The organism is Belnapia sp. AC561 (assembly GCF_979252845.1).
In genome coordinates, this window is the sequence record NZ_CEEDBP010000006.1 from 24273 (window position 1) to 37878 (window position 13606).

The following is a 13606-nucleotide window of genomic DNA, read 5'->3' on the forward strand; positions in this document are numbered from 1 at the left end:
GGTTTTCAGCCCCCGGTCAGCTTCCGCATATTGGCCTTCACCCGGCGATGGGCCGGGGCGACCGCCGCGGCGAGGACGGCCGGGGCCGCGGCGCCGGACAGCGCGGCCTGCCCGGCGGCCAGGGCCCCCGCGGTGAAAGCCCGCTGCTTTTCGAGCGCATAGCCGGTCAGGACGGTATGGGCTTCCATCGGCCGGGCCCAGAGCTGGGCGCTGCGCAGGGTGAAGACCATGCCGGATTGCCAGGCAAAGGCCGCGGCGGTGAAGGGATTCATGGCCACGGGCTTCCTTCTGGATGGTGGTGGATCATAGCCGATCCACCACCATCCAGTATTACAGTGCGGCGAGAACCGATTCCGCCTTGCTGACCTCGAAGGCGCCGGCGGCCTCGACGGCGACATGCGTCACCTTGCCGTCCTTGGCGACCAGGGCGAAGCGCTGGCAACGGACGCCGAGGCCGCGCGCCGTCAGGTCCAGCTCCAGGCCCAGGGCCTTGGTGAAATCGGCGCTGCCATCGGCGATCATGACGACGTTGTCGCCGACGCCCTGGTCCTTGCCCCAGGCGCCCATGACGAAGGCATCGTTCACCGCCATGCAGGCGACGACATCAGCGCCCTTGGCGACCAGCGCATCATGCTGCTGGACGAAGCCCGGCAGGTGCTTGGCGGAGCAGGTCGGGGTGAAGGCGCCGGGAACGCCGAAGAGGACGACGGTCTTGCCGCCGAAGAATTCCTCGGTCGTGGTGGCCTTGGGGCCCTCGGCGGTGCCGAGCGTGAGCTGCGTCGAGGGAATGCTGTCGCCAACCTTGATGGTCATGGGTTCTCTCCTCCGGAGGTGCCGATGTAGTCGCTTCGCTGCCGGCTGTCACCGCGCCGGAGGGGGCCAAGGCTGGCCATAGCCGCGGCATTCGGCAAGGGGCCGATGGGGGAACCGATGCTCCCGCGGCTGTTTCGTCACCGCTGCGCGTGCCGGCGGCCAGGCTGCTTGCGCCCCTGGGGAGCCGCCGCCATCTTACCCGCATGGCCAAACGCGACCGTACCCACCCGATGACCCAGACCTCGATTGCGCCCAATAGCCAGGAAGAAGGCTACCTCGGCGGCCAGATCCTCGTGGCCATGCCGAACATGCAGGATCCCCGCTTCGCCCGGACGGTGATCTGCCTCTGCGCCCATTCGCCGGAGGGGGCGATGGGCATCATCGTCAACAAGCCGCTCGACAACATGTCCTTCGACGACCTGCTGAAGCAGCTGGAGCTGGCGCCGGTGCCGCCGCAGCGGCGCATCCGGCTGTTCCAGGGCGGCCCGGTCGAGGGCGGCCGCGGCTTCGTGCTGCATACGAATGATTGGACCAGCGACGGGTCGCTGCAGGTGGCCGCGGATCTCGCGCTGACCGCCAGCGTGGATATCCTGAAGGCGATCGCCGGCGGCGGCGGGCCGCGCAGCGGCGTGCTGGCACTGGGTTATGCCGGCTGGGGGCCGGGGCAGCTCGAGGACGAGATCCAGGCCAATTCCTGGCTCTCCGTCACCCCGGACGAGGGGCTGATCTTCGGCGAGGCGGATGACCAGAAGTGGCAGCAGGCCATGGCCAAGCTGAAGGTGGACCCGGCGCTGCTCTCGGACGCCGCCGGGCACGCCTGATCGAGTGGCAAGCCTGATCTAGTGCTGGGGTAGCCGGCGGGCGGCGGCGAGCGCCACCTGGGTGGCCAGCGCCGCGGCCAGCATCCAGAGCGCGGTGGCGATGCCGCGGCCGCTCTCGGTCACGCCGCAGAGGACCGTCAGCAGCGCGCCGCAGCCCATCTGCGCCGCGCCGATCAGGCCGGAGGCGGTGCCGGCGAGATTGGGCCGGACGCTGATGGCGGCGGCGATGGCATTCGGCTGGGTCATCCCGTTGCCGAGCGCAGCGATGGCCATGGGGCCGAAGAACAGCAGGATATGCGGCGGCAGGAACAGCTGGACCAGCAGCGCCAGCACGCCGCCGGCCGTCGTGACGATGGTGCCGGCCGCCAGCATCCGGGCGATGCCGAGCCGCTGGGCGAGCCTTGCGGCGGTGAAGGTCCCGGCGCTCCAGGCGAAGGGGATGCACATCATCGCGCTGGCATAGGCCGTCGCGGAATAGCCGAGGCCGTTGATGACCACGAGCGGGCCGCCGACGGCGAAGGCGAAGAAGACCCCGGTGGCGAAGGCGGTCAGCCCGCAATAGGCGCGGAAGGCGGGCAGCCGCAGCAGCTGCACATAGGCGCCGAGCAGGCCGGCGATCCCGGGCAGCGGCGCCGGCTCCCGCAGGGTTTCCGGCAGGCGGAGCCTGACCGCGACCAGCAGCGGCACGGCGAAGACCAGGCAGGCCAGCATGGTGGCGCGCCAGCCGAAATGGTCCTCCAGCAGGCTGCCGAGCAGGGGCGCGATCATCGGCGCCACCGCCATGGCAGTGCTGACATAGCCCATCATGCTGGCAGCCTGCTCGCGCGGATAGGCGTCGCGGATCATGGCGCGGCCGAGCACCAGGCCGGCGCAGCCGCCGATCGCCTGCAGGACGCGGGCGGCGATGAGCCAGCCGATCGAGGGGGCGAGCGCGGCGGCGAGGCTGCCCACGAGGTAGATGCCGAGCCCGGCCAGCAGCAGCGGCCGGCGGCCGTAGCGGTCCGACAGCGGGCCGTAGACGAGCTGGGCGACGGCGACGCCCACCAAATAAAGGGTCAGGGTGAGCTGCACCGTGCCGTAGCTGGCCGAGAGCGCGACCATCAGCGCCGGCATGCAGGGAATGATGATCTGCATGGTGAAGGGGCCGAGGCCGGTCGCCGCGATCAGCAGCCCGATATGCGGCTTGGGCCGGACGGCCGGTGGTGCGGTGATGGGGAGGTCGCCCTCGGGGGTGTCGCGTGGGCTCACCGGGGCTTTCTAGGGGGATGACCGGCGGTTGCACAGCGGGTTTGGCCGGACTTGCACGCTGGCGTGATGTGCAGTGACGGCATGGCTGCACAGGGCTTGGGCAGGGCTGGGTCTTGCCACCCCGGATTGCCCGATTCCGTGCCGCAGCCTCAGCCGATGGCGGCGGCCAATTCGCGGGCGGCCCAGCGCAGGGCGCCGGGCTCATGGCCGGAGAAGCCGAGCATCAACCCCTGGACCGGCGGGGCCGCCAGGAACATCGGGCTGACCGGGCGGGCGACCAGGCCGCGCTTCGCCGCCGCGGCGGAGACCGCGAGGTCGGAGAGGCCGGGCCGCAACCGCGCGATCAGCTTCATGCCCTGGTCGGGTACCTCGACCTCCAGCGTGCCGGGGAGGTTGGTGCGCAGCGCCTCCACCAGCGCGTCCCGCGCATCGCGGTAGTGCTGGCGCATCCGGCGCAGGTGCTGGGCGAAATGGCCTTCCTCCAGGAAGTCCGTCACCACGCCTTCCTGCAGGGCGGCGGGGTGCCAGTCGCTCAGCAGCCGGGCCGAGAGCACGGCGTCCAGCAGCTCCGGCGGCACCACCGCATAGCCGAGGCGGAGTCCGGGAAAGAGCACCTTGCTGAAGGTGCCGATGTAGATGACCCGGCCGCCGTCATCGATGCCCTGCAGCGAGGCGAGCGGCCGGCCGGCGTAGCGGAACTCGCTGTCGTAGTCGTCCTCCAGCACCCAGGCGCCGGCGCGGCGGGCCCAGGCCAGCAGTTCGAGCCGGCGGGCCATGGAGAGCACCACGCCGAGCGGGTATTGCGAGGAGGGCGTCACATAGGCGAGGCGGGCCTCGGGCGCGGCGGCGAGGCCGGCGGCGACCGTCATGCCCTGGGCATCGACCGGGACCGGCACGATGCGCGCCTGGGCGGCGGCGAGGGCGGCGCGGACTGCGGGGTAGCAGGGATCCTCCAGCCAGACCGGGGCGCCGGGCCGGACCAGCACCCGCAGCATCAGGTCGATCGCCTGCTGCGCGCCGGCGGTGACCACGACCTGCTCCGGCTCGCAGCGCACCGCCCGGCCGGCGCGGAGATAGCGGCTGATCGCCTGGCGCAGGGCCAACGACCCGCGCGGGTCGGCATAGCCGAGCAGGGCGGGATCGGGCGTCTGCAGGTGCCGCATGGTGAGGCTGCGCCAGACCTGCAGGGTGCGGTCATCCAGCGCGCAGCGGCCGGTATTGAAGGGCGCGGTGCCATAGAGCCCGGCATGGGGGATGGAGGCGGCGGGCGGCGGCGGGCTGGGCGGCAGTTCCAGCGGCTCCGGCATGTCGCGGGAGACATAGCTGCCGGCGCCGACCCGACCCTCGATGAAGCCCTCGGCCAGCAGTTGCTCATAGGCGGCGACCACCGAATTGCGGGCGATGCCCAGATGGGTGGCAAGCGCCCGGGTCGGCGGCAGCCGGCCGCCCGGCGGAATGGCGCCGGCGAGGATGGCGCGGCGCAATTCCAGATAGACCTGGCGCAGCAGCGGCACCGGGCTGGCGCGGTCCAAGCTGACGAGGAGGGCTTCGGGTTCCATGGATTGGACCAGCCTATGAGGGCAGGATTGGCCCTCGCGCCGGACCAATCCAGGGAGCCTTATGCGGCATCAACCCATCCGTGAGAAGCCCCATGTCCGAGACTTATCCTGTCACCGTTCGCAACCGGGTGAAGCGGCTGCACGAGCGGGGGCGCTACGACCATGACAGCGTGCATGCCATCCTCGATGCGGCGATGCTCTGCCACATCGCCTATGTCATCGACGGCCAGCCCTACTGCACGCCGACCGCCTTCTGGCGGGAGGGGGAGCACCTGTACTGGCACGGGTCCTCGGCCAGCCGCATGCTGCGGGTGCAGAAGCCGGGCATCCCGGTCTGCCTGACGGTGACGCATCTCGACAGCCTGGTGCTGGCGCGCTGCGGCTTCAACCATTCGGTCGACTACCGTTCCGCCATGTGCTTCGGCACGGCGCATATCATCGAGGACTTGGAGGAGAAGGCCAAGGCGCTCGATATCATGATCGACCGCTTCTACCCCGGCCGGAATGCCGAGCTGCGCCCGAGCACCACGCAGGAGCTGAAGGCGACCATGGTGATCGGCATGCAGATCGAGGAAGCCAGCGGCAAGATCCGCAGCAAGGGCATCGGCGACGAGGAGGAGGACTACGCACTGCCGATCTATGCGACGCGCTTCCCGGTGGTGCAGACCATCGGCGCCTCGGAGCCCTGCCCGCGGATGCCGGCGGGTGTTCCCTATCCGCCGGGTCTGGCAGGCTTCACGCCCGGCCGCAGGTTGGACGAGATCATGACCGAGAGCTACAAAACCACCTATGGAACCGACTGAACTGGCGACCGCCTCGGCGGTGGAGATGGCGGCGATGGTGCGCGGGAAGCGCGCCTCGCCGGTCGAGATCACCACGGCGGTGCTGGCGCGCATCGCCGCCAAGGAGCCGCAGCTCAACGCCTTCGTCGTGCTCGATGCCGAGCGGGCGATGCTGGCGGCGCGGGAGGCCGAGGCGGCGGTGATGCGGGGCGATGCGCTCGGGCCGCTGCATGGCGTGCCGGCGACCATCAAGGACATCCAGGCGGTGGCCGGGCTGCCGACGATGCGGGGCTCGAAGCTTTCGGACCCGACGCCGGCCCAGGCGGATGCGCCGCTGGTGGCACGGCTGCGGGCAGCGGGTGCCATCATCCTCGGCAAGACCACCAGCACCGAGCAGGGCTGGACGGCGGTGAGTCACAATCCGCTGACCGGGGCGACGCACAACCCCTGGAAGCATGGCTTCACCGCGGGCGGCTCCTCCTCCGGCGCGGCCGCACTGGCGGGCGCCGGCTGCGGGCCGCTGCACCTCGGGACGGATGGCGCGGGGTCGATCCGGCTGCCGGCGCATTTTTGCGGTGCCGTCGGCTTCAAGCCGACCTATGGGCGGGTGCCCTATGCGCCGGTGCCGAACAACGGCGCGCTGTCCCATGCCGGGCCGATCACCCGCAGCGCCGAGGATGCGGCGCTGATGTTCAGCGTGATGGCCGGGCCGCATCATGCCGACCACACCACCCTGCCCGACCGCTTCGGGCCGGAGGTGGCGCCGGGCGGGCTGCGCGGGTTGCGGATCGCCTATAGCCCGGACCTCGGCCATGCCCGGGTGGACCCGGAGGTGGCGGCGCTGGTCGCCGCCGGGGTGGCCGCGCTGGAGGCCGCGGGCGCGACGGTGGAGCAGGTGACGCCGGGCTGGGGGCCGGAAGGTCCGGCGCTGGAGCGCGACCTCTGGGGCGGGGCGATGCGGCCCTTCCTGGCGAAGGATGCCGCCATGGCGGCGCAGATGGATCCGGGGCTGGTCGCCTGCACCGAGGCCTACAAGGATTTCAACTTCGATCAGGCGCATGCGGCGCAGGGCCGGCGCTTCGCCTATGCGGCGGCGGTGAACGGCTGGTTCGAGGCCGAGGGCTTCGACCTGCTGGTGACGCCGAGCGCTTCCGTCGCGGCCTTCCCGGTCGGCCTGCAGCGGCCGCCGCACTGGCCGCCGCATGCTTGGGATTGGCTGGTCTGGGCGGAATTCTCCTATCCCTTCAACCTGAGCCATGGCCCGGCCGTCTCGGTGCCCTGCGGGGCGACGGCGGCGGGCTTGCCGGTCGGGTTGCAGATCGCCGGGCCACGGCTGGCGGATGCGCTGGTGCTGCGGGCGGCGGCGGGCTTCCTGGCGGCGCAGCCCTTCGTGGTGCTGCCGGCGGCCTGAGGCGCCGGCGCGTCGCGCCGGGGGCGGATCGTCTGGCCGCGATTTCATCCCGGCGATAGGACACCGCCGGCCTGCGGTGCTGTTGTTCTTCCCGGATCGGCCGCTGGCCGCGCCGTGCGATAGCGCGCGCGCCGGCCCCGGCGGCGGGCCTCCCGGGAGACCATGACAATGTCGGATGCTGCGCCCCATCGCAGTCGTGCCTTGCTGGCCGCCGCCGCCGTGGCGGTCCTCGCCCTGGGCGGCGGGGCCGTACTTGCCTTCGATGCTTGGCGGGAACCGGCCCAGGCGCAGCCGCAGGCCGCGGCGGCGCCCCCCGGCGTGCCGGTCGAGCTTGCCGGGGTGACCATGGCGGATGTGCCGGTGACCCTGGACGGGCTGGGCAATGTCCAGGCCTACAACACCGTCACCCTGCGGGCACGGGTCGATGGGCAGCTCGACCAGGTGCTGTTCACCGAGGGGCAGACGGTCCACGTCGGCGACGTGCTGGCACGGATCGACCCCCGGCCCTACCAGGCGACGCTGGACCAGGCGGTGGCGAGGAAGGCGACGGACCAGGCGCAGCTCGCCGATGCCCAGCTCAACCTGCGGCGCTATACCGAGCTGGCGCAGAGCAGCTTCGCCTCGCGCCAGCAGGTCGATACCACGAAGGCGCAGGTGGCGCAGTTCCAGGCCCAGGTGCAGGGCGACCAGGCGCAGATCGAGAGCGCGCAGACCCAGCTCGGCTATACCACCATCACCGCGCCGATCGACGGCGTCACCGGCATCCGCCTGGTGGACCAGGGCAATATCGTGCATGCGGCGGATGCGGGCGGCATCGTCGTGCTGACCCAGATCCAGCCCATCGCGGTGATCTTCACCCTCCCCGCGGCCCGGCTGCCGGAGATCCGCGGCGCCATGCGCGACGGGGCGCTGACCGTGCTGGCGCTGAACCGGGACCGGCCGGAGCCGCTGGCCGAGGGCAAGCTGGCGCTGGTGGACAACCAGATCGACCAGGCGACGGGCTCGGTCCGGCTGAAGGCGATCTTCCCCAATGCCGATGGCGCGCTGTGGCCGGGGCAATTCGTCACCGCCCGGCTGATGCTGGCGGTGGAGCATGGGGCGCCCACCCTGCCCTCTTCCGCCATCCAGCGCGGGCCGGACGGCAGCTTCGTCTACCTGGTGCAGCCGGACCAGACGGTCGCGGTGCAGAAGGTGGCGGTGCAGCGCTATGCCAATGGCCGGGCGGTGCTGGCGGCGCCGCTGCCGGAAGCGCTGGGCGGCGATGCGCGGGTGGTGACCAGCGGCCAGTCGCGGCTGGCGCCCGGCGCGCGCATCGCGGCGGGGAGCTGAGGCGATGGCCATGGGCATCTCCGCCCCCTTCATCCGCCGGCCGGTCGCCACCACGCTGCTGATGGCGGCGCTGCTCTTCGCCGGGATCGTGACCTATCCGCTGCTGCCGGTGGCGCCGCTGCCGCAGGTGGATTTCCCGACCATCCAGGTCACCACCCAGCAGCCCGGCGCCAGCCCGGAGACCATCGCGGCGACGGTGACGGCGCCGCTGGAGCGGCAATTCGCGCAGATCCCGGGCGTTTCCCTGCTGAGCTCTGTGAGCACGCTCGGCGTCAGCGCGGTGACGGTGCAATTCGACCTGTCGCGCAACATCGACGCGGCGGCGCAGGATATCCAGACCGCGATCAATGCCGCCGGCGGGCAATTGCCGAAGACGCTGCCGGCGCCGCCGACCTATCGCAAGGTCAACCCGGCGGATTCGCCCATCATGGTCGTCGCCGTGCGGTCCGAGACGCTGCCGCTGACCGAGGTGGACGACCAGGCGGAGAATATCCTGGCGCAGCATATCAGCCAGCTGCGCGGCGTGGCGCAGGTGGCGATCAACGGCCAGCAGAAGCCGGCGGTGCGCATCCAGCTCGACCCGGAGAAGGTGGCCTCGCTGGGGCTGTCGCTCGAGGATCTGCGGAGCGCGATCGTCAACCTCTCGACCCAGAGCCCGAAGGGCGTGGTCGATGGCGCGCGGCGGTCCTTCACCCTGTACGACAACGACCAGATCACCGAGGCGGGGCCCTGGAACGACGCCATCGTCGCCTATCACGCCGGGGCGCCGGTGCGGGTGCGCGACATCGGCCGGGCGGTGGACGGGCCGGAGAATGTCCGGCTGCATGCCTGGGCCAACGGCAAGCCGGCCATCCTGCTGGTGGTCTTCAAGCAGCCTGGGGCCAATGTCATCGAGACGGTCGATTCGATCAGCCGGGAGTTGCCCAACCTGCGGGCGGCGCTGCCGCGCGGGATCGAGGTCGCGGTGCTGCAGGACCGCACCCGGACGATCCGCGCCTCGGTCACCGACGTGCAGTACACCCTGCTGCTGACGGTCTGCCTAGTGGTCGCGGTGATCTTCTTGTTCCTGCGCAACATCTGGGCGACGGTGATCCCGGCGGTGACGGTGCCGCTGTCGCTGCTGGCGACGCTGGGCGCGATGTACGTGCTGGGCTACAGCCTCGACAACCTGTCGCTGATGGCGCTGTCCATCGCGGTCGGCTTTGTCGTCGACGACGCCATCGTCATGCTGGAGAACATCATCCGCCACCAGGAGATGGGCAAGCCGCCGCTGCGCGCCGCGCTCGACGGCTCGGCCGAGATTGGCTTCACCATCGTCTCGATCAGCATCTCGCTGATCGCGGTCTTCATCCCGCTGTTCCTGATGTCCGGCATCGTCGGCCGGCTGTTCCGCGAATTCGCCGTCACCATCAGCCTGACCATCGTGGTCTCGGCCTTCGTATCCCTGACCTTGACGCCGATGATGGCGGCGCGGCTGATCAGCGCGGACCAGCATGCGCAGCACGGCCGGCTCTACCGCGCGGTCGAGGCCGGCTTCGAGGCCTTGGTGGGCGGCTACCGCCGCACGCTGGACGTGGCGCTGCGCTTCCAGGGGGTGACCTTCCTGGTCTTCCTCGGCACGCTGGCGGCGACGGTCTGGCTCTTCGTCACCATCCCCAAGGGCTTCTTCCCGCAGCAGGATACCGGGTTGCTGATCGGCACGGTGCAGACCGGGGCGGATATTTCCTACGAGGAGATGGCGCGGCGGACCCAGGATGCCTCGGCGGTGCTGCTGCGCGACCCGGACATCGAATCCATCGGCGTCTCGGTGGGGGCGGTGGGCGGGCTGACGCAGAACCAGGCGCGGATGTTCGTCACCCTGAAGCCGCGCGAGGACCGGAAGGCCGGGGCGCCGGAGATCATCGCCCGGCTGCGGCCGCAGCTGGCTAGGCTGCAGGGCACGGTGACGCTGCTGCAGGCGGCGCAGGACATCAACATCGGCGGCCGGCCGACCTCCACCCAGTATCAGTACACCCTGCAGGACGCCGACCTGGCGGAGCTGAACGCCTGGGCGCCCAAGGTCTATGACCGCATGCGGGGCCTGCCGCAGCTGCGCGACGTGGCGACCGACCGGCAGGATGGCGGCACCACCGTGACCCTGGTGATCGACCGCGACGAGGCCGGGCGCTACGGCATCCAGCCGCAGCTCATCGACGATACGCTGTACGATGCCTTCGGCCAGCGGCAGGTGGCGCAGTACTTCACCCAGGTGAATGCCTATCACGTGGTGATGGAGATCCTGCCGGAGCGGCAGGCGAGCCCCTCGGCGCTGGACCAGATCCGCATCCGCTCACCGCTCACGGGACAGCCGGTGGCGCTATCGGCCTTCGCGCATTGGTCGACGGCGCCGGTCTCGCCTCTCTCGGTCAGCCACCAGGGGCAGTTCCCGGCGGTGACCATCAGCTTCAACCTGCCGCCGGACGTGGCGCTGGGCCAGGCGACGGCCGCGGTGGAGGCGGCGCAGCGGGAGATGGGGGCGCCGGCCACCCTGACGGGCGCCTTCCAGGGCAGCGCCCAGGCCTTCCAGGCCTCGCTCGCCAGCGAGCCCTACCTGATCGCGGCGGCGATCGTCGTGATCTACATCATCCTCGGCATGCTCTACGAAAGCTTCGTGCATCCGATCACCATCCTCTCGACCCTGCCCTCCGCCGGGCTGGGGGCGCTGCTGATGCTGCGGCTGGCCGGGCTCGACTTCAGCATCGTCGCGCTGATCGGGCTGATCCTGCTGATCGGCATCGTGAAGAAGAACGGCATCCTGCTGGTGGATTTCGCCGCGCATGCCGAACGCGAGGAAGGGCGCACGCCCTTCGAGGCGATCCGCGAGGCCTGCCTGCTGCGCTTCCGGCCCATTCTCATGACGACGATGGCGGCGCTGCTCGGCGGGTTGCCGCTGATGCTGGGCAGCGGGACGGGTTCCGAGATCCGCCGGCCGCTGGGCTATGCCATGGTCGGCGGGCTGCTGGTGAGCCAGGTGCTCACGCTCTACACCACGCCGGTCGTCTACCTGTACATGGGCCGGCTGGCGGGGCTGTTCCACCGGCACCGGAAGGCCGCGCCGGTGCCCGAGGGCGATGTCCAGGGAGTGCCGGCCGAATAGCCGGCCGTCAGCCGCGCCGGACGTTCCAGAACAGCGGCAGGCCCTTCAGCAGGCCGGAGACATCCCCCCGGTAGGCGGTTGGCTGGTAGAACTGGCCGAGCGGCACATAGGGCACGTCGAGGAAGGCCTGGCGCTGCATCTCGCGTCCGAGGTCGCGCCGCGCCGCGTCGTCGGTCGATTGCAGCCAGCGGTTCCGCATCTCCTCCAGGGCCGGGCTGGACGACCAGCCGAAGGTCGCGGTCAGCCCGCTGCCGCGGATGAAGTTGTGCGCCGCCGGGTTGAACTGGTTCACCCCTGCGGTGAAGGTGCAGAAGGCGTTGTAGCCGCCCTTGTCCGGCAGCTCCCGGTTGGCTTGGCGGCGCAGCGCGCTGCCCCAGTCCATCGCCACGTAGTCGAGGTTGAGGCCGAGCTTGCGGAAGACGTCGCCGACCACCTCGCTCATCGCGTTGATGGCGGGGAAGTCGGTCGGCGCCATCAGCAGCACCTTCTCGCCCTTGTAGCCGGCGGCCTCGATCGCGCGGCGGGAGGCGGCGATGTCGCGCGGCCCGGTCAGCGCCGCCATGCCCTCGTCGCTCGCCATGACCGAGCCGGGGGCGAAGAAGCCGATGCCGTCCCGCCAGAGCGCGCGGTCGTTGCCGGCGACGGCGGTCATCACATCCTCCTGGCTGATCGCGCCCAGCACGGCGCGGCGGATGGCCGGGTTGTCGAAGGGCGGATGGAGGTGGTTGAAGCGGAGCATGCCGATGGCCCCGGTCGGGTCCAGCACCTCGACCTTGATGCCGCGGCCGCGCCGCAGGGTCGGCAGCAGGTCGGTGGTCGGCTGCTCCCACCAGTCGATCTCGCCCTGGCGGAGCGCGCCGGCGGCGGTGGTCGCATCCGGCAGGGTCAGCCATTCCACCCGGTCGAGATAGGCGTGCTTCGGGCCGGCGAGCAGGCTCGGCGTGCCGTCGGGGCGCGGCACGTAGCCGTCGAATTTCGCATAGACGGCGCGGGAGCCGGGGATGCGCTCCGCGGCCAGGAAGCGGAAGGGGCCGCTGCCGACCATCTCGGAGATCGGCAGGGCGGCGTCCTGGCTGGCCAGCCGCTCCGGCATGATGAAGGCGACATTGGCGCCGACCTTGCCGAGCGCATCCGGTAGCAGCGGGAAGGGCCGCTTCAGCCGCCAGCGGATCTCCCGGTCGGAGGGGGCGGTGATCTCCTCCGTCGCCGCCATGACGGCGAGGCCGAAGCTGTCCCGCTGCCCCCAGCGCTTGACGCTGGCGACCGCATCCCGCGCCCGCACCGGCTCGCCGTCGTGGAAGCGGAGGCCCTCCCGCAGGGTCATGGTCCAGGTCAGCCCGTCGTCCGCGACGGTGTGGCCGGCGACCATCTGCGGCTGGGCGCGGTACTGCTCGTCCCAGCCATACAGGGTGTCGAAGACCAGGAAGGCGTGGTTGCGGGTGACGAAGCCGGTGGTGACGATGGGGTCGAGGATGGCGAGATCGGCCTGCGGGGCGAAGCGCAGCAGCTTCTGCCCGGCCTGCGCGCCGGCCAGCCGCGGCGCGGCGAGGGTGAGGGCCGAAGCCTGGAGAAGTGCGCGCCGCTTGATCATGCCTGATGCCCCCGTTGCCGACTGGGCGGCAGCATAGGCCGGAACGGCGGCGGCGCTACCAGCGCAGGGCGCGGATCGCGGCGATCGGGTCCACGCCCTCGGCCAGGGCAACTTGGCGCAGCGCCTCGGGGTCCGGGTTGTCGCCATGGGCATGGGCGGCGAGGCCGGTCATGGCCCAGAGCGCATCGATCCTGGCGGCCTGGGCGCCGGCGAGGTCGGTATGCGGGGTATCGCCGATCGCCACGACCCGGCTGCGGTCCGAGAGGCCCAGCATGGCCATGACCGGGTCGTAGACGGCGGGGTCGGGCTTGCCGACCTCGAAGACGCGGCCGCCCAGCTCGAGATAGATGTCGGCCAGGGCGCCAGCGCAGATCAGGCGGTCGGCGCCGACCATCACGTAGCGGTCGGGGTTGACGCAGACCATGGGCAGGTGGTGCGCGGCGGCGGCTTCCAGAGCCGGGCGATAGGGCGACGGGTCGTCCGAGCCGCGGTCCGGATCGGGGCCGGTGTTCAGCAGGAAGTCGGCCTCGGCCGGGTCGGCGACCAGCGTGGCGACATCCTCCTCGATGACCGAGAGGTCGCGCTCGGGGCCGATATGCACGGCGCGCTTGCCGAGCGGGGCGAAGAAGGGATGGCTGCGGTCGCGCAGCATCATCCAGGCGATCTCGCCGGAGGACATGATCCCGTCGTACAGCCCACGGTCGAGGCCCATGCGGTCCAGCATGCTGCCGACGAACCAGGCGCGGCGCGGCGCATTGGTCAGGAAGACCACGCGCTTGCCGCGGGATTTCAGCGCGCCCAGCGCCTCGGCGACGCCGGGGTAGATCTGCTTGCCGTTGTGGACCACGCCCCAGAGGTCGAGCACGTAGCCGTCGTAGCGATCCGCCAGGGGGGCGATGCCGTCGAGAAGATCCAT

The 13606-nt window shown here is 71.1% G+C and carries 11 protein-coding genes; 5 read left to right on the forward strand and 6 right to left on the reverse strand.

Annotated elements, in window-relative coordinates:
* Window positions 1-5: 5 nt before the first annotated feature.
* Window positions 6-272 (reverse strand): hypothetical protein, encoded by a 267-nt coding sequence (locus tag AC0IW9_RS06715; protein WP_471647443.1) that lies wholly within the window; start codon window positions 270-272, stop codon window positions 6-8.
* Window positions 273-330: 58 nt separating this feature from the next.
* Window positions 331-813, reverse strand: coding sequence for a redoxin family protein (locus AC0IW9_RS06720; protein ID WP_471647444.1), 483 nt, complete (start codon window positions 811-813; stop codon window positions 331-333).
* 203 nt (window positions 814-1016) lie between these two features.
* Here AC0IW9_RS06720 and AC0IW9_RS06725 point away from each other — a divergent pair, with 203 nt between their 5' ends.
* The gene (locus AC0IW9_RS06725; protein ID WP_471647445.1) at window positions 1017-1634 is read left to right on the forward strand and encodes a YqgE/AlgH family protein; all 618 of its coding nucleotides are present in this window, start codon (window positions 1017-1019) and stop codon (window positions 1632-1634) included.
* An 18-nt stretch (window positions 1635-1652) separates the two neighbouring features.
* Here AC0IW9_RS06725 and AC0IW9_RS06730 read toward each other — a convergent pair whose 3' ends face one another.
* Window positions 1653-2882 (reverse strand): multidrug effflux MFS transporter, encoded by a 1230-nt coding sequence (locus tag AC0IW9_RS06730; protein WP_471647446.1) that lies wholly within the window; start codon window positions 2880-2882, stop codon window positions 1653-1655.
* A 149-nt stretch (window positions 2883-3031) separates the two neighbouring features.
* A complete protein-coding gene (pdxR, locus tag AC0IW9_RS06735) occupies window positions 3032-4441 on the reverse strand; it encodes a MocR-like pyridoxine biosynthesis transcription factor PdxR (protein ID WP_471647447.1) in 1410 nt (469 codons plus the stop codon).
* A gap of 92 nt (window positions 4442-4533) precedes the next feature.
* Between pdxR and AC0IW9_RS06740 the strand changes: the two genes are divergently transcribed.
* From AC0IW9_RS06740 to AC0IW9_RS06755, 4 genes are all read left to right on the forward strand, one after another.
* Window positions 4534-5244, forward strand: a complete 711-nt coding sequence (locus AC0IW9_RS06740; RefSeq protein ID WP_471647448.1) for a pyridoxamine 5'-phosphate oxidase family protein — start codon at window positions 4534-4536, stop codon at window positions 5242-5244.
* Window positions 5231-6634, forward strand: a complete 1404-nt coding sequence (locus tag AC0IW9_RS06745; protein WP_471647449.1) for an amidase family protein — start codon at window positions 5231-5233, stop codon at window positions 6632-6634. Before AC0IW9_RS06740 ends, AC0IW9_RS06745 begins: the two co-directional genes overlap by 14 nt.
* Before the next feature lie 168 nt (window positions 6635-6802).
* Window positions 6803-7963, forward strand: coding sequence for an efflux RND transporter periplasmic adaptor subunit (locus tag AC0IW9_RS06750; RefSeq protein WP_471647450.1), 1161 nt, complete (start codon window positions 6803-6805; stop codon window positions 7961-7963).
* 10 nt (window positions 7964-7973) lie between these two features.
* Complete coding sequence (locus tag AC0IW9_RS06755; protein WP_471647451.1) at window positions 7974-11099, forward strand: efflux RND transporter permease subunit; 3126 nt, start codon at window positions 7974-7976, stop codon at window positions 11097-11099.
* A 7-nt stretch (window positions 11100-11106) separates the two neighbouring features.
* Here the strand turns inward: AC0IW9_RS06755 and AC0IW9_RS06760 are convergent, their stop codons facing one another.
* On the reverse strand, window positions 11107-12690 hold the full coding sequence (locus tag AC0IW9_RS06760) for an ABC transporter substrate-binding protein (RefSeq protein ID WP_471647452.1): 1584 nt from the start codon (window positions 12688-12690) through the stop codon (window positions 11107-11109).
* A 55-nt stretch (window positions 12691-12745) separates the two neighbouring features.
* A complete protein-coding gene (locus AC0IW9_RS06765) occupies window positions 12746-13606 on the reverse strand; it encodes a TIGR01459 family HAD-type hydrolase (RefSeq protein ID WP_471647453.1) in 861 nt (286 codons plus the stop codon).

Excerpts from the sequence above, each read along its gene's own strand:
- AC0IW9_RS06755 (WP_471647451.1), top strand. The coding sequence starts at position 7,974 with ATGGGCATCTCCGCCCCCTTCATCCGCCGGCCGGTCGCCACCACGCTG.
- AC0IW9_RS06765 (WP_471647453.1), bottom strand. The coding sequence starts at position 13,606 with ATGGATCTTCTCGACGGCATCGCCCCCCTGGCGGATCGCTACGACGGC.
- AC0IW9_RS06760 (WP_471647452.1), bottom strand. The coding sequence starts at position 12,690 with ATGATCAAGCGGCGCGCACTTCTCCAGGCTTCGGCCCTCACCCTCGCC.
- AC0IW9_RS06715 (WP_471647443.1), bottom strand. The coding sequence starts at position 272 with ATGAATCCCTTCACCGCCGCGGCCTTTGCCTGGCAATCCGGCATGGTC.
- AC0IW9_RS06720 (WP_471647444.1), bottom strand. The coding sequence starts at position 813 with ATGACCATCAAGGTTGGCGACAGCATTCCCTCGACGCAGCTCACGCTC.
- AC0IW9_RS06725 (WP_471647445.1), top strand. The coding sequence starts at position 1,017 with ATGGCCAAACGCGACCGTACCCACCCGATGACCCAGACCTCGATTGCG.
- pdxR (WP_471647447.1), bottom strand. The coding sequence starts at position 4,441 with ATGGAACCCGAAGCCCTCCTCGTCAGCTTGGACCGCGCCAGCCCGGTG.
- AC0IW9_RS06740 (WP_471647448.1), top strand. The coding sequence starts at position 4,534 with ATGTCCGAGACTTATCCTGTCACCGTTCGCAACCGGGTGAAGCGGCTG.
- AC0IW9_RS06750 (WP_471647450.1), top strand. The coding sequence starts at position 6,803 with ATGTCGGATGCTGCGCCCCATCGCAGTCGTGCCTTGCTGGCCGCCGCC.
- AC0IW9_RS06745 (WP_471647449.1), top strand. The coding sequence starts at position 5,231 with ATGGAACCGACTGAACTGGCGACCGCCTCGGCGGTGGAGATGGCGGCG.